The following is a 22,673-nucleotide window of genomic DNA, read 5'->3' on the forward strand; positions in this document are numbered from 1 at the left end:
ATAAAAGTTCATAATAGGTTGTTAAGAACCACTAAAGAAATTTCTGCCTTTCAGCACATACGCAATGGTGTCCCTTTTATTGATCACAGCAAACAATCAATGCTTCATCGATAGCTTATAAATCGTCAAAACGTTATGGGAAAAGGGCGAAACCAGATGGTGACCATTGGCGCTGAGGGCAGTTAAATTGGGCAACCCTATTTGGTCAACAACGGCTTTTTCTACCCATAATCCATTAATATCCTGACCATAAATTTTTACCGTTCTGTCTGTACTGGTAGTCACCACAAGGCGGCCATCGGCACTAAAGGTGGCTGATATGACAATACCCAGATGGGAAATGATGGTCTTTTCTACCCAGGTTCCGTCAGTCTTCAGACCATAGATTTTTGCCATGCGATCGTCACTGGCCGTCACCAAATGGCGGCTATCGGGGCTGAAGGTGGCTGAGCGTATAGAGTTACGATGGGAAATAGTGCGTTTTTCTTCCCATGACCCGTCGTCCTTCTTAATACAGATTTTCGCTCTAGTGTAACTTGCCGTCACTACATAGCGGTCATTGGGGCTGAAGGCGGCTAAGTTGACATAGGAATTGTGAGATATGATCGCTTCTTCTCCCCATGACCCATCGTCCTTCAGACCACAGATTTTCGCTGTGTCATCTTTACTGGCCGTCACCACATGGCGGCCATCGGTACTAAAGGTGGCTGAATTGACACAGTCATCATGGGAAATGATGGTTTCTTCTTCCCATGAGCCATCGGTCTTTTGACCATAGATTTTCACTGTGCCATCCTCAGAGGCTGTCACCACACGGCGACTTTCAGCACTGAAGGTGATTGAGTTGATCCGTTGGTCATGAAAAATGGTGATTTTTTTTACCCATGATCCATCGACTTCCTTACCATAGATTCTTGCCGTGTTATCGTGACTGGTGGTCACCAAATGACGGCCATCGGCGCTGAAGGCAGCCAATTTGACCCTATCATCATGGGAAATGGTGAGCTTTTCTTCCCATGTGCCATCGTCTCCCTGAACGCAGATTTTCGCCGATTCATCATTACTGGCGGTCACCAGATGGCTGCTATCGGCGCTGAAGGTGGCTGAGTTGAGCCAATGATCATGGGAAATAGTGAGTTTCTCCACCCAGGTCCCATCGACTTGACCATAGATTTTTGCCGTAAAATCCCAACTGCAGGTCATCACATGGCGACCATCGGGGCTGAAGATGGCAGATCTGACGCCCTCTTGATGGAAAATGATGCCTTTTTTTTCCCATGATCCATTGGCACTCTGGCCATAGATAAGCGCAGTTGCATCGCTACTGGCCGTCACCAGGTGGCTACCATCTGTGCTGAAGGTGGCTGATTTCACCCAGTTATTATGAGCAATAACGGCTTCTGTATCGACATTATACTTTTCGTATTGAGACATCAGTCGGGCTTTGGCGAAATGGAAAAGGGCAGGAAAATAAACGGCCTCTCGGTGTGTTATGAGTGATTCAACTAACGCTTGATCTCTCGTAAACGGTTGCAGCCAATTTCGAAGGTGTTCTTTATCCTCTACAGGAAGGCTTTTTTGCAATTGATATTGGTGTGGTAAAGAAAACCGGCGATACCATGTCCTTTCCAGAACATGTTCGTTTTTAATAAACCTGTTTAAGTGAGTAGATACCTGTTGCAAACTGACAATATCCCGAAGTTCCAAAAAGCGAAAAATTTTGAGGGTTAATTCCTCGGGCAAATCGTGTAATAAAACTGTTTTCTCTATTTCTTTGTCAACAACAGCGACGGACCTGCCTGCACCGACAGCCGATGGTTCTTGCGCCAATGAAGTGCTTACAGCTGGTAGCGAAGGTGAACCGGCTATGTCGGAATGATTAACGTCAGAATACATATCTGGTTTCTCTTAAGTCTTCCCCCCCCGATGAGCAAAGACATTCAAAATGAATGAAGTCTGTTAAGTACTCAACCATACGGAATCGAATATTTCTGGCTTATTGGGCAGGTGCTCTGCAAGGCGCAACGACGGGAACATAGCAAGCTATGTGACCAGAGTTGCAACGCATCACGACTGCATGGATGCAGGAGCTCGAGCAACGCAGGAGCAGTTGCCGCGAGTGCCTGAACAATAAGTCAGAAAATATGATTTCGTATGGTTGAGTACTTAGAGTCGGCTTTGAAATAAAAGTTCATAATAGGTTGTAAAGTGCCACTAAAGAAATTTCTGCCTTTCAGCACATGCGCAATGGCGTTCCTTTTATTGATCACAGCAAACAATCAATGCTTCATCGATAGCTTATAAATCATCAAAATGTTATGGAGAGAGGGCAAAACCAAATGGTGGCCATTGCCACTGAGGGCGGTTGATTTGGCCAAACTTCTATGGGCAACAACGGCTTTTTCTACCCATAATCCATTAATATACTGACCATAAATTTTTGCCGTACGATCCCAACTGGCGGTCATCAAAAGCTGGCCATCGGCGCTAAAAATGGCTGATGTGACAACACCCAGATGGGAAATGATGGTCTTTTCGACCCAGGATCCGTCAGTCTTCAGACCATAGATTTTCGCCATGCCATCGTCACTGGCCGTCACCAAATGGCGGCTATCGGGGCTGAAGGTGGCTGAGCTGACGTAGTCATCATGGGAAATAGTGCGTTTTTCTTCCCATGATCCGTCGTCTTTCTTACTGTTGATTTTCGCCGTGTAATCGTAACTTGTCGTCACCACATGGCTGCCATTGGGGCTTAAGGCAGCTGAGCTGATATAGCTCCTATGGGAAATGACAGCTTCTTCTCCCCATGATCCATCGTCCTTCAGACCGTAGATTTTCGCTGTGTTATCTTCACTGGCCGTTACCAAATGGCGGCCATCGGCACTAAAGGCAGCTGAGTTGACCTTATGATCATGAGAAATGACGGTTTCCTCTTCCCATGAACCATCGGTCTTTTGACCATAGATTTTCACTGTGCCATCGTTGGAGGCTGTCACCACACGGCGACTATTGGCACTGAAGGTGACTGAGTTGATCCGTTGGTGATGAAAAATGGTGATTTTTTTTACCCATGATCCATCGACTTCCTGACCATAGATTCTTGCTGTGTTATTGACACTGGCGGTCACCAAATGGCTGGCATCGGCGCTGAAGGCGGCAAAGTGGACCCGGGCATCATGGACAATGGTGAGTTTTTCTTCCCATGACCCATCGTCTCCCTGAACACAGATTTTCGCCGTGTTATCCTTACTGGCGGTCACCAGTTGGCGGCCATCAACACTAAAGAGGGCTGATTTGACAACATCGTCATGGGAAATGACGCCTTTTTTTTCCCATGTTCCATCAGTCCTCTGGCCATAGATTATCGCCGTTGCGTCGTCACTGGCCGTCACCAGGTGCCTACCATCGGCGCTGAAGGTGGCTGAGTTCACCTTATCGTCATGAGCAATAACGGCCTCTATATCGACATTATACGTTTCGTATTGAGACATCAGTCGGGCTTTGGCGAAATGGAAAAGGGCAGGAAAATAAACGGCCTCTCGGTGTGTTATGAGTGATTCAACTAACGCTTGATCTCTCGTAAACGGTTGCAGCCAATTTCGAAGGTGTTCTTTATCCTCTACAGGAAGGCTTTTTTGCAATTGATATTGGTGTGGTAAAGAAAACCGGCGATACCATGTCCTTTCCAGAACATGTTCGTTTTTAATAAACCTGTTTAAGTGAGTAGATACCTGTTGCAAACTGACAATATCCCGAAGTTCCAAAAAGCGAAAAATTTTGAGGGTTAATTCCTCGGGCAAATCGTGTAATAAAACTGTTTTCTCTATTTCTTTGTCAACAACAGCGACGGACCTGCCTGCACCGACAGCCGATGGTTCTTGCGCCAATGAAGTGCTTACAGCTGGTAGCGAAGGTGAACCGGCTATGTCGGAATGATTAACGTCAGAATACATATCTGGTTTCTCTTAAGTCTTCCCCCCCCCCCGATGAGCAAAGACATTCAAAATGAATGAAGTCTGTTAAGTACTCAACCATACGGAATCGAATATTTCTGGCTTATTGGGCAGGTGCTCTGCAAGGCGCAACGACGGGAACATAGCAAGCTATGTGACCAGAGTTGCAACGCATCACGACTGCATGGATGCAGGAGCTCGAGCAACGCAGGAGCAGTTGCCGCGAGTGCCTGAACAATAAGTCAGAAAATATGATTTCGTATGGTTGAGTACTTAGAGTCGGCTTTGAAATAAAAGTTCATAATAGGTTGTAAAGTGCCACTAAAGAAATTTCTGCTTTTCAGCACACCCGCAATGGCGTCCCTTTATTGATCACAGCAAACAATCAATCCTTCATCGATAGCTTATAAATCGTCAAAATATTATCGGGAAAAGGCGAAATCAGATGGTGGCCATTGGCGCTGAGGGCAGTTGATTCAGCCGTACCTTCATGGGTAACAACGGCTTTTTCTACCCATAATCCATTGGTCATCTGGCCATAAATTTTTGCCGTTCCATCTTTACTGGTGGTCACCACCAGGCGACCATCGGCGCTGAAGATGGCTGTTTTGAGTGAAGCCTCATGGGAAATGATGGCATTCTCTAACCAGGATCCGTCAGCCTTCAGACCATAGATTTTCGCTTTGCCATCAAAACCGGCGGTCACCAGGTGACGGTCATCGGGGCTGAAGGTGGCTGAGATGACACGGTGACCGTGGTAAATGGTGCGTTTTTCTTCCCATGATCCGTCGTCCTTCTTACCATAGATTTTCGCCGTGTCATCATAACTTGTCGTCACCACATGGCTGCCATTGGGGCTGAATACGGCTGAATCGACATTGCGATTATGGGAAATGATGGCTTCTTCTCCCCATGATCCATCGTCCTTCAGACTACAGATTTTCGCCGTTTTATCGATACTGGCCGTAACCAAATGGCGGCTATCGGCACTGAAGTTAGCTGAGTTGACATGGTAATCATGGGAAATAATGGTTTCTTCTTCCCATGAGCCATCGTTCTTTTGACCATAGATTTTCGCTGTGCCATCGGAAGAGGTCGACGCCACACGGCGGCCATCAGCGCTGAAGGTGACTGATTGGATCAGTCGGTCATGGGAAATGGTGATTTTTTTTACCCATGATCCATCAACTTCCTGACCATAGATTCTTGCTGTGTGATCGTAGCTGGCGGTCACCAAATGACGACTATCGGCACTGAAGACGGCAAATTCGACCCAGCCATCATGGAAAATGGTGAGTTTTTCTTCCCATGACCCATCGTCTCCCTGAGCACAGATTTTCGCCGTGTTATCCGTACTGGCGGTCACCAGATAGCGGCTATCAGCACTGAAGGTGACTGAGAAGAAACTGCCATCATGGAAAATGCTCAGTTTCTCTGCCCATGATCCATCGACCTGACCATAGATTTTTGCCGTTCCAACGACACTTTCAGTCACCACATGGCGGCCATCGGCACTAAAGAGGGCTGATACGATATCGCGGTTATGGGAAATGATGGTTTCTTCTTCCCATGATCCATTGGCCTTCTGGCCGTAGATTATCGCCGTTGCATCGTCACTGGCCGTCACCAGGTGGCTACCATCAGCGCTGAAGGTGGCTGAGTTCACCTTGTCTTGATGAACAATAACGGCTTCTGCATCGACATTATACTTTTCACATTGAGACATCAGTCGGGCTTTGGCGAAATGAAAGAGGGCAGGAAAATAAACGGCCTTTCGGTGTTTTATGAGTGATTCAACTAACGCTTGATCTCTTGTAAACGGTCGCAGCCAATTTCGGAGCTGTTCTTTATCTTCTACAGGAAGGATTTTCTTCAATTGATATTGGTGAGGTAAAGAAAACCGGCGATACCATGTCTTTTCCAGAACATATTCGTTTTTAATAAACCTGTTTAAGTGTGCAGAGACCTGTTGCAAACTGATGATATCGCGAAGCTCCAAAAAGCGAAAAATTTTTAGGGTTAATTCCTCGGGCAAATCGTGTAATAAAGGGGTTTTCTCTATTTCTTTTTCAGTCACAGCGACGGATCTGCCCGCACTGACACCCGATGGTTCTTCCTCCGATGAAATGCTCACAGGTGGTAGCGAAGGTGAACCGGCTATGTCGGAATGATTAACGTCAGAATACATATCTGTTTTCTCTTAAGTCTTCACCTCTCCGATGAGCAAAGACATTCAAAATTGATGAAGTCTGTTAAGTACTCAACCATACGGAATCGAATATTTCTGGCTTATTGGGCAGGTGCTCTGCAAGGCGCAACGACGGGAACATAGCAAGCTATGTGACCAGAGTTGCAACGCAGCACGACTGCATGGATGCAGGAGCTAGAGCAACGCAGGAGCAGTTGCCGCGAGTGCCTGAACAATGAGTCAGAAAATATGATTTCGTATGGTTGAGTACTTAGAGTCAGCTTTGAAATAAGAGTTCATAATAGGTTGTAAAGTGCCACTAAAGAAATTTCTGCCTTTCAGCACATGCGCAATGGCATCCCTTTTATAGATCACAGCAAACAATCAATGATTCATCGATAGCTTATAAATTCTCAATTTATTATGGCGAAAGGGCGAAACCAGATGGTGGCCATTGGCGCTGAGGGCAGTTGATTCAGCCGTACCTTCATGGGTAACAACGGCTTTTTCTACCCATAATCCATTGGTCATCTGGCCATAAATTTTTGCCGTCCCATCTTTACTGGTGGTCACCACCAGGCGACCATCGGCACTGAAGATGGCTGTTTTGAGTGAAGCCTCATGGGAAATGATGGCATTCTCTACCCAGGATCCGTCAGCCTTCAGACCATAGATTTTCGCTTTGCCATCAAAACCGGCGGTCACCAGGTGACGGTCATCGGGGCTAAAGGTGGCTGAGATGACACCGCGACCATGGCAAATGGTGCGTTTTTCTTCCCATGATCCGTCGTCCTTCTTACCATAGATTTTCGCCGTGTCATCATAACTTGTCGTCACCACATGGCTGCCATTGGGGCTGAATACGGCTGAATCGACATTGCGATTATGGGAAATGATGGCTTCTTCTCCCCATGATCCATCGTCCTTCAGACCACAGATTTTCGCCGTGTTATCCTCACTGGCCGTTACCAAATGGCGGCTATCAGCACCAAAGGTAGCTGAGTTGACCCTGTCATCATGGGAAATGATGATTTCTTCTTCCCATGAGCCATCGTTCTTTTGACCATAGATTTTCGCTGTGCCATCGGTAGAGGTCGTCACCACACGGCGACCATCAGCGCTGAAGGTGACTGATTGGATCAGTCGGTCATGGGAAATGGTGATTTTTTTTACCCATGATCCATCAACTTCCTGACCATAGATTCTTGCTGTGTGATCGTAGCTGGCGGTCAACAAATGACGACTATCGGCACTGAAGATGGCAAATTCGACCCAGCCATCATGGAAAATGGTGAGTTTTTCTTCCCATGACCCATCGTCTCCCTGAGCACAGATTTTCGCCGTGTTATCCGAACTGGCGGTCACCAGATGGCGGTTATCGGCACTGAAGGTGACTGAGGAGAAACTGCCATCATGGAAAATGCTCAGTTTCTCTGCCCATGATCCCTCGACCTGACCATGGATTTTTGCCGTTCCAACGACACTTTCGGTCACCACATGGCGGCCATCGGCACTAAAGAGGGCTGATACGATATCGCGGTTATGGGAAATGATGGTTTCTTCTTCCCATGAACCATTGGCCCTCTGGCCGTAGATTATCGCTGTTGCATCGTCACTGGCCGTCACCAGGTGGCTACCATCAGCGCTGAAGGTCGCTGTGTTCACATTGTCTTGATGAACAATAACGGCTTCTGCATCGACATTATACTTTTCGCATTGAGACATAAGTCGGGCTTTGGCGAAATGAAAGAGAGCAGGAAAATAAACGGCCTTTCGCTGTTTTATGAGTGATTCGACTAACGCTTGATCCTTCGTAAACGGTAGCAGCCAATTTCGGAGCTGTTCTTTATCCTCTACAGGAAGGCTTTTCTTCAATTGATATTGGTGAGGTAAAGAAAACCGGCGATACCATGTCTTTTCCAGAACATGTTCGTTTTTAATAAACCTGTTTAAGTGTGTAGACACCTGTTGCAAACTGACAATATCCCGAAGCTTCAAAAAGCGAAAAATTTTGAGGGTTAATTCCTCGGGCAAATCGTGCAATAAAGCGGTTTTCTCTATTTCTTTTTCAGGCACAGCGACGGATATGCCCGCACTGACACCCGATGGTTCTTCCTCCAATGAAATGCTCACAGGTGGTAGCGAAGGTGAACCGGCTATGTCGGAATGATTAACGTCAGAATACATATCTGTTTTCTCTTAAGTCTTCACCTCTCCGATGAGCAAAGACATTCAAAATTGATGAAGTCAGTTAGAGTCGGCTTTGAAATAAAAATTCACAGTATGTTGTTAGATGCCACTAAAAGAAATTTCTGCCTTTCAGCACATGCGCAATGGCATCCCTTTTATAGATCACAGCAAACAATCAATGATTCATCGATAGCTTATAAATTCTCAATTTATTATGGCGAAAGGGCGAAACCATATGATGGCCATTGGCACTGAGGGCAGTTGATTTGGCCAAACCTCTATGGGCAACAACGGCTTTTTCTACCCATAATCCATCGGTCATCTGGCCATAAATTTTTGCCGTTTCATCTGTACTGGTGGTCACCACATGGCGGCCATCGGCGCCAAAGGTGGCTGAAATGACAACATCCAGATGAAAAATAATGGCCTTTTCAACCCAGGATCCGTCAGTCTTCAGACCATAGATTCTCGCCATGCCATCGTGACTGGCGGTCACCAAATGGCGGCTATCGGGGCTGAAGGTGGCTGAGCGGACATAGTGATCATGGGAAATAGTGCGTTTTTCTTCCCATGATTCGTCATCCTTCTTACTAAAGATTTTCGCCGTTTTATCGAAACTTGTCGTCACCACATGGCTGCCATTGGGGCTGAAAGCGGCTGAGTTGACATAGCTATTATGGGAAATGATGGCTTCCTCTCCCCATGATCCATCGTCCTTCAGACCAAAGATTTTCGCCGTGTTATCCACGCAGGCCATAACCAAATGGCGGTCATCGGCACTGAAGTTAGCTGAGTTGACAAGGCAATCATGGGAAATGATGGTTTCTTCTTCCCATAAGCCATCGTCCTTTTGACCATGGATTTTCGCTTTGCCATCGTCAGAGGCTGTCACCAAACGGTGACTATCGACGCTGAAGGTGGCTGATTGGATCAGTCGGTCATGGGAAATGGTGATTTTTTTTACCCACGATCCATCAGCTTCCTGACCATAGATTCCTGCTGTGTTATCGTGACTGGCGATCACCAAATGACGACTATCGGCGCTGAAGGTGACAAAGTGGACCCAGGTATCATGGGAAATGGTGAGTCTTTCTTCCCATGCCCAATCGTCTCCCTGAACACAGATTTTCGCCGTGTTATCCTCACTGACGGTCACCAAATGACGGCCATCGGCACTGAAGGTGACTGAGGAGAAACTGCCATCATGGAAAATGCCAAGTTTCTCTGTCCATGTCCCATCGATTTGACTATGGATTTTTGCCGCACAATCCCAACTGACGGTTATCACATGGCGGCCATCGGCACTGAAGATGGCAAATCCGACACCGTCTTGATGATAAATGACGCCTTTTTTTGCCCATGATCCATTGGCCCTCTGACCATAGATTTTCGCCGTTGCATCGTTACTGGCCGTCACCAGTTGGCTACCATCGGCGCTGAAGGTGGCTGAATTCACCCTGTCTTTATGAGCAATGACGGCCTCTGTATCGACATTATACTTTTCGCATTGAGACATCAGTCGGGCTTTGGTGAAATGGAAAAGGGCAGGAAAGTAAACAGCCTCTCGGTGTGTTATAAGTGATTCGACTAACGCTTGATCTCTCGTAAACGGTCGCAGCCAATTTCGGAGCAGTTCTTTATTCTCTAAAGGAAGGCTTTTTTTCAATTGATATTGGTGTGATAAAGAAAACCGGCGATACCATGTCTTTTCCAGAACATGTTCGTTTTTAATAAACCTGTTTAAGTGTGTAGATACCTGTTGCAAACTGACGATATCCCGAAGTTCCAAAAAGCGAAAAATTTTGAGGGTTAATTCCTCGGGCAAATCGTGTAATAAAGCTGTTTTCTCTATTTCTTTTTCAGGCACAGTGACGGACCTGCCCGCATTGACACCCGGTGGTTCTTTCCCTGGTGAAGTGCTTACAGGTGATAGCGAAGGTGTACCGGCCATGTCGGAATGATTAACGTCAGAATACATATCTGTTTTCTCTTAAGTTTTCACACTTCCCGGTTAGTAAAGACATTCAAAATTGATGAAAACGATTAGAGTCGGCTTTGAAATAAAAGTTCATAATAGGTTGTTAATTACCACCAAAGAAATTTCTGCCTTTCAGCACATGCGCAATGGTGTCCCTTTTATTGATCACAGCAAACAATCAATGATTCATCGATAGCTTATAAATTCTCAATTCGCCAAGGTGAAAGGGCGAAGCCAAATGGTGGCCATTGGTACTGAGGGCAGTTGATTTGACAGAACCTAAATAGGTAACAACGGCTTTTTCTACCCATGAACCATTAGCCCAATGACCATAAATTTTTGCCGTTCCATCCAGACTGGTGGTCAAAACAAGGCCGCCATCAGCACTGAAAGTAGCTGTTTTGAGTGAACCTACATGGGAAATAACGGCCTTTTTGACCCAGGATCCGTCAGTCTTCAGACCATAGATTTTCGCCATGCCATCGCTACAGGCGGTCACCACATGACGGTTATCGGGGCTGAAGGTGGCTGACCTGATACCGTATTCATGGGAAATGGTGCGTTTTTCTTCCCATAATCCGTCGTCCTTCATACTAAAGATTTTCGCCGTTTCATCGCTACTTGCTGTCACCACATGACGGCCATCGGAGCTGAAGGTGGCTGAGCCAACATTGCCCTTATGGGAAATGACAGCTTCTTCTCCCCAGGATCCATCGTCCTTCAGACCAAAGATTTTCGCCGTGTTATCCTCACTGGCCGTTACCAAATGGCGGCTATCAGCACTAAAGGTAGCTGAGTTGACCCATTGATCATGGGAAATGATGGATTCTTCTTCCCAAGAGCCATCGATCTTTTGACCAAAGATTTTCGCTGTGTGATCGTTAGAGGCCGTCACCACACAGCTACTATCAGCGCTAAAGGCGGCTGATCTGATCAAACAATTATGGGAGATGGTGACTTTTTCTTCCCATGATCCATCGTCCCGCAGGCAGAAGATTTTTGCTGTGTTGTCGTAACTGGCAGTCACCAAATAACGACTATCGTCGCTGAAGGTGGCCAGGTGGACCCAAGCACCATGGCAAATGGTGAGTTTTTCTTCCCATGACCCATCGTCTTCCAGCGCAAAGATTTTCGCCGTTTTATCCTTACTGGCGGTCACCAAATTGCAGCCATCAACACTGAAGATAATTGAAGTAACATCGTTATCATGGGAAATGGTGAGCATCTCTTCCCACGTCCCGTCGACTTGACCATAAATTTTTGCTGTGTGATCCCAACTGGCGGTCACCACATGGCGGCCATCGGCACTGAAGATGGCAGATCTGACACCACCCTGATGAGAAATGACGCCTTTTTTTGCCCATGTTCCATCAGTCCCCTGGCCATAGATTATCGCCGTTGCATCCTCACTGGCCGTCACCAGGTGGCTACCATCGGGGCTGAAGGTGGCTGAGTTCACCCTGCCTTCATGAGCAATAACGGCCTCTGTATCGACATTATATTTTTCGTATTGAGACATCAGTCGGGCTTTTGCGAAATGAAACAGGGCAGGAAAATAAACGGCCTTTCGGTGTTTTATGAGTGATTCAATTAACGCTTGATCCTTCGTAAACGGTCGCAGCCAATTTCGGAGCTGTTCTTTATCCTTTACAGGAAGGCTTTTTTTCAATTGATATTGATGTGATAAAGAAAACCGGCGATACCATGTCTTTTCCAGAACATGTTCGCTTTTAATAAACCTGTTTAAGTGTTTAGATACCCGCTGCAAACTGACAATATCCCGAAGTTCCAAAAAGCGAAAAATTTTGAGGGTTAATTCCTCGGGCAAATCGTGCAATAAAGCGGTTTTCTCCATTTCTTTTTCAGGCACAGCAACGGACCTGCCACCCGCACTGACACCCGTTAGTTCTTTCGCCAATGAAGTGCTTACATCTGGTAGCAAAGGTGAACCGGCTATGTCGGAATGATTAACCTCAGAATACATATCTGGTTTCTCCTGATTGACTATCCCCCCCCGATTAACAAAGAATTTCAAAATTGATGAAGTCAATTAGAGTCGGCTTTGAAATAAAAGTTCATAACAGGTTGTAAGTGTCACCAAAAAATTTTTGCTTTTCAGCACACGCGCAATGGCGTCCCTTTTATTGATCACAGCCAATAATCAAGTATTCATAGATAGCTTATAAATTCTCAATTTGTTATGGCGAAAGGGCGAAACCAAATGGTGGCCATTGGCACTGAGGGCAGTTGATTTGGGCGAACCTTTATGGTCAACAACGGCTTTTTCTACCCATAATCCACTACTATCCTGACCATAAATTTTTACCGTTCTGTCTGTACTGGTAGTCACCACAAGGCGGCCATCGGCGCTAAAGGTGGCTGATGTGACAACACTCAGATGGGAAATGATGGCCTTTTTGACCCAGGATCCATCAGTCTTCAGACCATAGATTCTCGCCATGCCATCGTTACTGGCCGTCACCAAATGGCGGCTATCGGGGCTGAAGGTGGCAGAGCTGACATAGTTATCATGGGAAATAGTGCGTTTTTCTTCCCATGATCCGTCGCCCTTCTTACTACAGATTTTCGCTATGTTATCGTGACTTGTCGTCACCACATGATTGCCATTGGGGCTTAAGGCGGCTGAATTGACATAGCTCCTATGGGAAATGAAAGCTTCTTCTCCCCATGATCCATCGTCCTTCAGACCACAGATTTTCGCTGTGCTGTCTTCACTGGCCGTTACCAAATGGCGGCTATCGGTACTAAAGGTAGCTGAGTTGACCTTCTCATCATGGGAAATGATGATTTCTTCTTCCCATGAGCCATCGTCCTTTTGACCATAGACTTTCACTGTGCCATCTGTGGAAGCTGTCACCACACGGTGACTATCGGCACTGAAAGTGACTGAGTTGATCCGTAGGTCATGAAAAATAGTGATTTTTTTTGCCCATGATCCATCGACTTCCTGATCGTGGATTCTCGCCGTGTTATTGTGATCAGCGGTCAACAAATGACTACCATTGGCGCTGAAGGCGGCACAGCGGACCCAATCGTCCTGGAAAATGGTGAGTTTTTCTTCCCATGACCCATCGTCTCCCTGAAAACAGATTTTCGTCGTATTATCCTTACTGGCGGTCACCAAATGGCGGCCAAGGGCACTGAAGTTGACTGAGGTGATAGCGTCATCATGGGAAATGGTGAGCTTCTCTTCCCATGTCCCATCGATTTGACTATAGATTTTTGCCGTACAATCCCAACTGACAGTCACCAGATGGCAGCCATCGGCGCTGAAGATGGCAGATTTGACAATGTTTTGATGGCAAATGATGCCTTTTTTTACCCATGAGCCATTGGCCCTCTGACCATAGATTATCGCCGTTGCATCGTCACTGGCCGTCACCAGATGGCTACCATCGGCGCTGAAGGTGGCTGAGTTCACGATGTCTTTATGAGTAATAACGGCCTCTGTATCGACATTATACTTTTCGCATTGCGACATCAGTCGGGCTTTGACGAAATGGAAAAGGGCAGGAAAATAAACGGCCTTTCGGTGTTTTATGAGTGATTCGATTAACGCTTGATCCTTCGTAAACGGTCTCAGCCAATTTCGGAGCTGTTCTTTATCCTTTACAGGAAGGCTTTTTTTCAATTGATATTGATGTGGTAAAGAAAACCGGCGATACCACGTCTTTTCCAGAACATATTCGTTTTTAATAAACCTGTTTAAGTGTGTAGATACCTGTTGCAAACTGATGATATCCCGAAGTTCCAAAAAGCGAAAAATTTTGAGGGTTAATTCCTCGGGCAAATCGTGCAATAAAGCGGTTTTCTCTATTTCTTTTTCAGGCACAGTGACGAACCTGCCCGCATTGACACCCGATGGTTCTTCCTCCAATGAAATGCTCACAGGTGGTAGCGAAGGTGAACCGACTATGTCGGAATGATTAACGTCAGAATACATATCTGGTTTCTCTTAAGTCTTCACCTCTCCGATAAGCAAAGACATTCAAAATTGATGAAGTCAGTTAATACCAATCGAACTTTCTAACTCCCTATTGCGCTGAAGATTTGAGCCTTAATCCTGCGTTGCCGATCGTCGCCATAGCTAAGGCTATGACTCCTCACGCCGCCTTGTCTTAAGGCTCAAATCTCCATGCTCATCACGGGAGTTAGAAAGCACGATTGGTATAAGTACCTAGCCAGTTGGTTTCGCATATTCTGGCGAGTGGATTTTTTCATCCTTCAAGGCGCAACGACGGGCGCGTAGCCATAGCTACGCAACCAGAGTTGGAACGCAGAAGGATGGAAAAAGCCGCCGTCCAGAATAGGCGAAACCAACGGGTTAGGTACTTAGAGTCGGCTTTGAAATAAAAGTTCACAGAGTGTTGTTAGATACCACTAAAAGAAATTTCTGCCTTTCAGCACATACGCAATGGCGTTCGTTTATTGATCACAGCAAACAATCAGTTCTTCATCGATAGTTTATAAATTCTCAAATTGTCAAAGAGAAAAGGTGAAACCAAATGGTAGCCATCGGCACTGAGGACAGTTTTGGCCATACCTCTATGGGTAACAACGGCTTTTTCTATCCATGACCCATTAGCCCACTGACCATAAATTTTTGCCGTTCCATCCATACTGGTGGTAATCACAAGGCAGCCATCGACACTAAAGGTGGCTGTTTTGAGTGAAGCTTCATGGGAAATGATGGCCTTTTCGACCCAGCATCCGTCAGTCTTCAGACCATAGATTTTCGCCTTGCCATCGTTACCGGCAGTCACCACATGACAGTCATCGGGGCTGAAGGTGGCTGACCTGATACCGTAACCATGGGAAATGGTGCGTTTTTCTTCCCATAATCCGTCGTCCTTCTTACTTAAGATTTTCGCCGTTTTATCGCTACTTGTTGTCACCACATGACGGCCATCGGGGCTGAAGGCGGCTGAGTCAACATTGCCCTTATGGGAAATGGCAGCTACTTCTCCCCAGGATCCATCGTCCCTGTGAACACAGATTTTTCCCGTTTTATCGTTACTGGCCGTAACCAAATGGCGGCTATCAGCACTGAAGGTAGCTGAGTTGACCCAGTGGTCATGGGAAATGATGGATTCTTCTTCCCAAGAGCCATCGATCTTTTGACCATAGATTTTCACTGTTTCATCGATAGAGGCCGTCACCACACAGCTACTATCCGCGCTAAAGGCGGCTGATCTGATCAAATAATTATGAGAGATGGTGACTTTTTCTTCCCATGATCCATCGTCCCGCAGGCAGAAGATTTTTGCCGTGTTATCGTAACTGACAGTCACCAAATGACGACTATCGTCGCTGAAGCTGGCTAAGTGGACCCAACCACTATGGCAAATGGTGAGTTTTTCTTCCCATGACCCATCGTCTTCCAGGACAATGATTTTCGCCGTTTTATCCTTACTGGCGGTCACCAAATGGCAGCCATCAGCACTGAAGATAATTGAAGTAACATCGTTATCATGGGAAATAATGAGCATCTCTTCCCACGCCCCATCGACTTGACCATAAATTTTTGCTGTGTGATCCCAACTGGCGGTCACCACATGGCGGCCATCAGCACTGAAGATGGCAGATCTGACACCACCTTGATGAGAAATGACGCCTTTTTTTGCCCATGTTCCATCAGTCCTCTGGCCATAGATTATCGCCGTTGCATCGTCACTGGCCGTCACCAGGTGGCTGCCATCGGGGCTGAAGTTGGCTGAGTTCAACCTGTCTTCATGAGCAATAACGGCCTCTGTATCGACATTATACTTTTCGTATTGAGACATCAGTCGGGCTTTTGCAAAATGAAACAGGGCAGGAAAATAAACGGCCTTTCGGTGTTTTATGAGTGATTCGACTAATCCCTGATCCTTCGTAAACGGTCGCAGCCAATTTCGGAGCTGTTCTTTATCCTTTACAGGAAGGCTTTTTTTCAATTGATATTGATGTGGTAAAGAAAACCGGCGATACCACGTCTTTTCCAGAACATATTCGTTTTTAATAAACCTGTTTAAGTGTGTAGATACCTGTTGCAAACTGATGATATCCCGAAGTTCCAAAAAGCGAAAAATTTTGAGGGTTAATTCCTCGGGCAAATCGTGCAATAAAGCGGTTTTCTCTATTTCTTTTTCAGGCACAGTGACGGACCTGCCCGCATTGACACCCGACGGTTCTTCCTCCAATGAACTGCTCAGAGGTGGTAGCGAAGGTGAACCGGCTATGTCGGAATGATTAACGTCAGAATACATATCTGGTTTCTCTTAAGTCTTCACCTCTCCGCTGAGCAAAGACATTGAAAATTGATGAAGTCAGTTAAGTACCTGGCCAGTTGGTTTTGCATATTCTGGCGAGTGGATTTTTTCATCCTTCAAGGCGCAACGACGGGCGCGTAGCCATAGCTACGCAACCAGAGTTGGAACGCAGAAGGATGGAAAAAGCCGCCGTCCAGAATAGGCGAAACCAACTGGTTAGGTACTTAGAGTCGGCTTTGAAATAAAAGTTCATAAGTAGGTTGCTAAGTGCCACTAAAGAAATTTCTGCCTTTCAGCACATGCGCAATGGCGTTCCTTTTGTTATCACAGCCAATAATCAAGTATTCATAGATAGCTTATAAATTCTCAAATAGTTATATGGAAAGGGTGAGACCAAATGGTGGCCATTGGCACTGAGGACAGTTGATTGGGCCAAACCTCTATGGGCAACAACGGCTTTTTCTACCCATAATCCATTAATATCCTGACCATAAATTTTTGCCTTTCCATCTGTACTGGTGGTCACCAGAAGGCGGCCATCGGCGCTAAAGGTGGCTGATTTGACGGCACTCAAATGAGAAATGACGGCCTTTTCGACCCAGGATCCGTCAGTCTTCAGACCATAGATTCTCGCCATGCCATCGTTACTGGCCGTCACCAAATGGCGACTATCGGGGCTGAAGGTGGCAGAGCTGACATAGTTATCATGGGAAATAGTGCGTTTTTCTTCCCATGATTCGTCGTCTTTCTTACTAAAGATTTTCGCCGTGTTATCGTGACTGGTCGTCAACACATGGCAGCTGTTGGGGCTGAAGGCGGCTGAGTTGACATAGCGATTATGGGAAATGACAGTTTCTTCTCCCCATGATCCATCGTCCTTCAGACCACAGATTTTCGCCGTGTTATCTTCACTGGCCGTAACCACATGGCGGTCATCGGCACTAAAGGTAGCTGAGTTGACATGGTGATCATGGGAAATGATGGTTTCTTCTTCCCATGAGCCATCGTCCTTTTGACCATAGATTTTCACTGTGCCATCGTTAGAGGCTGTCACCACACGGTGACTATCGGCACTGAAGGTAACTGTGTTGATCCGTTGGTCATGGAAAATGATGATTTTTTTTACCCATGACCCATCAGCTTCCTGACTATAGATTCTTGCTGTGTTATCAAAACTGGCGGTCAGCAAATGACGACTATCGGCGCTGAAGGCAGCAAAGCTGACCCAATCATCATGGGAAATGGTGAGTTTTTCTTCCCATGTACCATCGTCTCCCAAAACACAGAGTTTCGCCGTGTTATCCTCACTGGTGGTCACCAAATGGCGGCCACCGGCACTGAAGGTGACTGAGAAGAAATCATCATGGGAAATGGTGAGCTTCTCTTCCCATGTCCCATCGATTTGACTATAGATTTTTGCCCTACAATCCCAACTGACAGTCACCAGATGGCAGCCATCGGCGCTGAAGATGGCAGATTTGACAATGTTTTGATGGCAAATGATGCCTTTTTTTACCCATGATCCATTGGCCCTCTGACCATAGATTATCGCCGTTGCATCGTCACTGGCCGTCACCAGGTGGCTACCATCGGCGCTGAAGGTGGCTGAGTTCACCCTGTCTTCATGAGCAATAACGTCCTCTGTATCGACATTATACTTTTCGCATTGAGACATCAGTCGGGCTTTGGCGAAATGGAAAAGGGCAGGAAAATAAACGGCCTCTCGGTGTTCTATGAGTGATTCGACTAACGTTTGATCCTTCGTAAACGGTCTCAGCCAATTTCGGAGCTGTTCTTTATCCTTTACGGGAAGGCTTTTCTTCAATTGATATTGATGAGGTAAAGAAAACCGGCGATACCATGTCTTTTCCAGAACATGTTCGTTTTTAATAAACCTGTTTAAGTGAGTAGATACCTGTTGCAAACTAATGATATCGCGAAGTTCCAAAAAGCGAAAAATTTTGAGGGTTAATTCCACGGGAAAATCGTGCAATAAAGCGGTTTTCTCTATTTCTTTTTCAGGCACAGCGACGGACCTGCCCGCACTGACACCCGATGGTTCTTCCCCCAATGAAGTGCTCACAGGTGGTAGCGAGGTTGAATCGACTACGCCAAAGTTGTCAGCATTAGGATGCATGTCTGGTTTCTCCTGAATCAGACGCCCCTAGCCTATAAATTTGCACCCGGCCATCGGTACAGGTGGTCACCACATGATGGCCATCAGAGCTAAAGCTGGCTGAGTCAATCGAACCCTCATTGAAAATGATGGCTTTTTCGATCCATGATCCATCCATCTGCTGACCATAGATTTTTACCGAACCATCGCGAGTGGCAGTCAACACATGGCGACCATCGGGACTAAAGGAGGCTGTATTGATCCGGGAATCATGGGAAAGGGTGACTTCTTCCTGCCATGATCCATCGGTCTTCAGGCCATAGATTTTTGCCGTTCCATCTTTGCTGGCGGTCACCACACTGCGTCCATCGGCACTGAAGGTGGCTGAGATGATTGAGTTAGGATGGGAAATGGTGACTTTTTCTTCCCATGATCCATCATCCTTTGGACCACAGATTTTCGCCGTTTTATCCGCACTGACGGTTACTGTGTAGCTGCCATCGGGACTAAAGGCGGCTGAATGGACACCGAGACTGTGGGAAATGGTGGTTTCTTCTCTCCATGACCCATCGGCCTTCAGACCAAAGATTTTCGCCGTCTTATCCCAACTGGCGGTCAACAGACGGCTGGCATCAGGACTGAATATGACTGAGCTGACCCAGCGAGCGTGGGAAATAGTGAGTTTTTCTTGCCATAATCCATCGTTCTCCTGGCTGTGGATTTTCACCTCGAAAGCGCGACTCATGGTCGCCAAATGACGGTCATCGGCGCTAAAAGTGGCTGATTCGATCCAGCTATCATGGGAAATGATGGCTTTTTCTTGCCATGACCCATCAGTCTGTCGGCTAAGGATTTTTGACGTCATATCGTAGCTGGCGGTTACTACATGAAAGCTATCAGCGCTGAAGGTGGCTGAGTTGATCTGGTGATTATGGGAAATGGTGAGTTTTTGCTCCCATGACCCATCAACGCCCAGACCATAGATTTTTGCCGTGTTATCGTTGCTGGCGGTCACTACATAGCAGCCATCCGGGCTGAAGGTAGCTGACACGACGAAGTCTTCATGGGAAATGGTGGTTTTTTCTTCCCAGGACCCATCGGCTTTCTTACCATGGATTTTCACCTTGTTATCCCAACCGCAGACGGTCAACACGTGGCGGTCATCTGCACTAAAAGTGGCAGAACCGACAAAATGATTATGAAAAATGGTGATTCTTTCTACCCATTTACCATCGTCCTCCTGGTCATATATTTTCGCCGTGTCGTCGTAACTGGCCGTCACCAGATGGCGGCCATCGGTGCTAAAGACGGCTGATGAGACCCCAATATTATGTGCAATGGTAGCTTTTGTATCCAAATGGAATGTTTTACATCGAGACATCAATCCAGTTCTGGTGAAATGGAACAAAGCAGGAAAATAAACTGTCTTTCGATATTTTATGAGTGATTTTACTAAGGCTTCGTCCTTCGTAAACGGCTGCAGCCAATTACGAAGTTGTTCTTTATCCTGTGCAGGAAGGATTTTCTTTAGTTGATATTGATGTGGTGAAGAAAACCGTTGATACCATGCCTTTGCCAGAGCATGATCGTTTTTAATAACCCTGTACAAGTGACTCGACACCTGTTGCAGTCGGGCAATATCCCGAAGTTCCAACAAGCGAATAATTTTGACGGTTATTTCCTCGGGCAAACCTTGCAATGAAGCGGTTTTCTTTATTTCTGTGTCAGCTAAAGTGACAGTCCTGCAGACCATGACAGCAGATTCTTCACCCTCCGGTCTTGCCAGATTGGCCGGTAGCGAGTGCGAGCCGGATATGCCGGAGTGACTAAACTCAGAATGCATATCTGATTTCCCCTGAGCTATTATCTCCCCTCGATTAAGAGGGTGTAGCAAAACTCTGGTTCCCATGCTCCAGCGTGGGAACCCATACCCATCTCGCGCTGCAGAGTCCGCTTTTCAGGGGAGGTATGCATTCCCAAGCAGAGCGTGGGAACGAGTTGTTAGAGTTTTGCGACACCCTCTTAACAAAGAGGTTCTAAATTGATAAAAACAATTAGAGGCGGCTTTGAAATAAAAGTTCCTGACAGGGTCTTAAGTTTCTATCTTTCAGCGAATGCAGAATGGCATACCCTTTATTTGTCACAGCAAACAAACAATCATTTATCCCTCTTTAATTTATTAATTCGCACTTTGTTATCGTCAGATACGGTTACAAAGTGGTATCCATCGGCACTGAAAGTAACTGAGTTGATCCGGCTTTTGCGGGAAATAATGACTTTTTCGACCCATGATCCATCGGTCTTGTGGCCATAGATTTTTGCTGTTCCATCCCGACTGACGGTCAGTACATGACAGCCATCGTCACTAAAGGTAGCTGATTTGACCCCATCTCTATGGGAAATGATGGCTTTTTCGACCCATGATCCGTCAGTCTTCTGACCGCAGATTTTCGCCTTGCCATCCATACTGGCAGTCACCACATGGCGGCTATCGGGGCTGAAGGTGGCGGAGATGACATCGTCATTATGGGAAATGCTGAGCTTTTTTTCCCAGACTCCATCGTCCTTCTGACTACAGATTTTCGCCTTGCGATCCTTACTGGCAGTCACCACATGGCGGTCATCGGGACTAAAGCAGGCTGAGTTGACCCAATTATCATGCAAAATGGTGACTTCTTTTTCCCATGAGCCGTTGAATCTCTGACCACAGATTTTTGCCTTGCCATCTCTGCTGGCGGTCACCACACGGCAACCATCGGAGCTGAAATTGGCTGAAGTGACCCAGCGATCATGCAAAATATTGACTTCTTTTTCCCATGAACCATCAGCCCCCAGGCTATGGATTTGTACCTTGTTGCCTGTACCGGCGGTCACCACTAGACGGCTATCAGCACTAAAGCTGGCTAAGTAGACATTGTGATCAAGGGAAAGGGTGGTTTCTTCTACCCATGATCCATCGGTCTTCTGACCATAGATTTTCGCCTTTTTATCTCTACTCATAGTCACCAGATGACGGCCATCGGGGCTGAAGGTGGGCGGGTTGAGCCAGTTATCATGCAAAATGGTGATTTTTTCTTCCCATGATCCATCGTCCTTTTGCCCACAGATTTTCGCCGTATTATCCTGACTGCTGGTCACCAGATGGCAACTATCGGGGCTGAAGGTCACTGAGTTGATATAGTCACCATGAGAAATGGTGGCTTTTTCTTCCCATGACCCATTGGCCTTCTGGCTATGGATTTTCAACTTATTATCCCAACCACTGACGGTCACCAGATGACTGCTATCTGCACTGAAGGTGGCTGAGTCGACAAAGTGATCATGCATAATAGTCCTTTCTTTTACCCATTTCCCGTCGTCCTTCTGGCCATATATTTTCGCCGTGTTATCAAGACTGGCCGTGACAATATGGCGGCCATTAGAGCTGAAAGTGGCTGAGTTGACCCAGATATCGTGGGTAATGGTAACTTTTTTAACTACTCTGAAGGTTTCGCATTCAGACATCAGTCGGGCTTTGGTGAAATAAAACAGCGCAGGAAAATAAGTTTTCTTCCGTTTTTTTATGAGTGATTTGACTAACGCTTTATCCTCAGTAAATGGTCGCAGCCAGTGACGGAGTCGTTTTTTATCCTTTACAGGCAGGATTGTCTTTAATTGAAATTGATCTGGTGAAGAAAACCGTTGATACCAGACCTTTGCCAGAACATGATTGCGTTTAATAACCCCATAAAAGTGAGTCGAGACCTGTTGTAAACGGGCAATATCCCGAAACTCCAACAAGCGAAAAATTTTGATGGTTAATTCCTCGGGCAAATCCTGTAATGAAGCTGTTTTCTTTATTGCTTCGTCAGCTACAGTAACAGACCTGCCCGCACTGACAACAGAGGGTTCTCGCTCCGATCGCAGGAGCTTGGTTGGAGGCGAGCATGGACCAACCATGCCGGATTTATTATTTACACTATCCATACCTGATTTACCC

11 protein-coding genes are annotated in these 22,673 nt (G+C 46.4%); all 11 read right to left on the reverse strand.

The window, feature by feature from the left end; translation table 11 throughout:
* Window positions 1-96: 96 nt before the first annotated feature.
* The 11 genes from ACOJUO_RS23930 to ACOJUO_RS23980 all read right to left on the reverse strand — a co-directional run bounded on the left by ACOJUO_RS23930 (window position 97) and on the right by ACOJUO_RS23980 (window position 22,660).
* Window positions 97-1,896, reverse strand: coding sequence for an F-box/WD repeat-containing protein (locus tag ACOJUO_RS23930; protein ID WP_422138407.1), 1,800 nt, complete (start codon window positions 1,894-1,896; stop codon window positions 97-99).
* A gap of 383 nt (window positions 1,897-2,279) precedes the next feature.
* On the reverse strand, window positions 2,280-3,953 hold the full coding sequence (locus tag ACOJUO_RS23935; RefSeq protein WP_422138408.1) for an F-box/WD repeat-containing protein: 1,674 nt from the start codon (window positions 3,951-3,953) through the stop codon (window positions 2,280-2,282).
* A gap of 385 nt (window positions 3,954-4,338) precedes the next feature.
* Window positions 4,339-6,141 (reverse strand): F-box/WD repeat-containing protein, encoded by a 1,803-nt coding sequence (locus ACOJUO_RS23940; protein ID WP_422138409.1) that lies wholly within the window; start codon window positions 6,139-6,141, stop codon window positions 4,339-4,341.
* Window positions 6,142-6,525: 384 nt separating this feature from the next.
* Window positions 6,526-8,328: an F-box/WD repeat-containing protein gene (locus ACOJUO_RS23945; protein ID WP_422138410.1), complete on the reverse strand. Its 1,803-nt coding sequence runs from the start codon at window positions 8,326-8,328 to the stop codon at window positions 6,526-6,528.
* A 178-nt stretch (window positions 8,329-8,506) separates the two neighbouring features.
* Window positions 8,507-10,309, reverse strand: a complete 1,803-nt coding sequence (locus ACOJUO_RS23950; RefSeq protein WP_422138411.1) for an F-box/WD repeat-containing protein — start codon at window positions 10,307-10,309, stop codon at window positions 8,507-8,509.
* A gap of 178 nt (window positions 10,310-10,487) precedes the next feature.
* Window positions 10,488-12,293 carry an F-box/WD repeat-containing protein gene (locus tag ACOJUO_RS23955; protein ID WP_422134391.1) on the reverse strand — a complete coding sequence of 602 codons (1,806 nt, stop codon included), beginning with the start codon at window positions 12,291-12,293 and terminating at the stop codon, window positions 10,488-10,490.
* A gap of 177 nt (window positions 12,294-12,470) precedes the next feature.
* Window positions 12,471-14,273 carry an F-box/WD repeat-containing protein gene (locus ACOJUO_RS23960; protein ID WP_422138412.1) on the reverse strand — a complete coding sequence of 601 codons (1,803 nt, stop codon included), beginning with the start codon at window positions 14,271-14,273 and terminating at the stop codon, window positions 12,471-12,473.
* A gap of 502 nt (window positions 14,274-14,775) precedes the next feature.
* Window positions 14,776-16,575, reverse strand: a complete 1,800-nt coding sequence (locus ACOJUO_RS23965; RefSeq protein ID WP_422138413.1) for an F-box/WD repeat-containing protein — start codon at window positions 16,573-16,575, stop codon at window positions 14,776-14,778.
* 340 nt (window positions 16,576-16,915) lie between these two features.
* Complete coding sequence (locus ACOJUO_RS23970) at window positions 16,916-18,715, reverse strand: F-box/WD repeat-containing protein (RefSeq protein WP_422138414.1); 1,800 nt, start codon at window positions 18,713-18,715, stop codon at window positions 16,916-16,918.
* Entirely contained in the window at window positions 18,705-20,537 is a 1,833-nt protein-coding gene (locus tag ACOJUO_RS23975; RefSeq protein WP_422138415.1) for an F-box/WD repeat-containing protein, read from the reverse strand. The genes ACOJUO_RS23970 and ACOJUO_RS23975 overlap by 11 nt, the downstream gene beginning before the upstream one ends.
* A 314-nt stretch (window positions 20,538-20,851) precedes the next feature.
* Window positions 20,852-22,660, reverse strand: a complete 1,809-nt coding sequence (locus ACOJUO_RS23980; RefSeq protein ID WP_422138416.1) for an F-box/WD repeat-containing protein — start codon at window positions 22,658-22,660, stop codon at window positions 20,852-20,854.
* Window positions 22,661-22,673: the final 13 nt, after the last annotated feature.

The organism is Endozoicomonas sp. ALC020, assembly GCF_049275935.1.
Classification (GTDB): Bacteria; Pseudomonadota; Gammaproteobacteria; order Pseudomonadales; family Endozoicomonadaceae; genus Endozoicomonas_A.

What these genes read in the sequence shown, in the direction of transcription:
- ACOJUO_RS23935 (WP_422138408.1), bottom strand. Translation starts at nt 3,953, where the DNA reads ATGTATTCTGACGTTAATCATTCCGACATAGCCGGTTCACCTTCGCTA.
- ACOJUO_RS23975 (WP_422138415.1), bottom strand. Translation starts at nt 20,537, where the DNA reads ATGCATTCTGAGTTTAGTCACTCCGGCATATCCGGCTCGCACTCGCTA.
- ACOJUO_RS23940 (WP_422138409.1), bottom strand. Translation starts at nt 6,141, where the DNA reads ATGTATTCTGACGTTAATCATTCCGACATAGCCGGTTCACCTTCGCTA.
- ACOJUO_RS23970 (WP_422138414.1), bottom strand. Translation starts at nt 18,715, where the DNA reads ATGCATCCTAATGCTGACAACTTTGGCGTAGTCGATTCAACCTCGCTA.
- ACOJUO_RS23960 (WP_422138412.1), bottom strand. Translation starts at nt 14,273, where the DNA reads ATGTATTCTGACGTTAATCATTCCGACATAGTCGGTTCACCTTCGCTA.
- ACOJUO_RS23965 (WP_422138413.1), bottom strand. Translation starts at nt 16,575, where the DNA reads ATGTATTCTGACGTTAATCATTCCGACATAGCCGGTTCACCTTCGCTA.
- ACOJUO_RS23945 (WP_422138410.1), bottom strand. Translation starts at nt 8,328, where the DNA reads ATGTATTCTGACGTTAATCATTCCGACATAGCCGGTTCACCTTCGCTA.
- ACOJUO_RS23950 (WP_422138411.1), bottom strand. Translation starts at nt 10,309, where the DNA reads ATGTATTCTGACGTTAATCATTCCGACATGGCCGGTACACCTTCGCTA.
- ACOJUO_RS23930 (WP_422138407.1), bottom strand. Translation starts at nt 1,896, where the DNA reads ATGTATTCTGACGTTAATCATTCCGACATAGCCGGTTCACCTTCGCTA.
- ACOJUO_RS23955 (WP_422134391.1), bottom strand. Translation starts at nt 12,293, where the DNA reads ATGTATTCTGAGGTTAATCATTCCGACATAGCCGGTTCACCTTTGCTA.
- ACOJUO_RS23980 (WP_422138416.1), bottom strand. Translation starts at nt 22,660, where the DNA reads ATGGATAGTGTAAATAATAAATCCGGCATGGTTGGTCCATGCTCGCCT.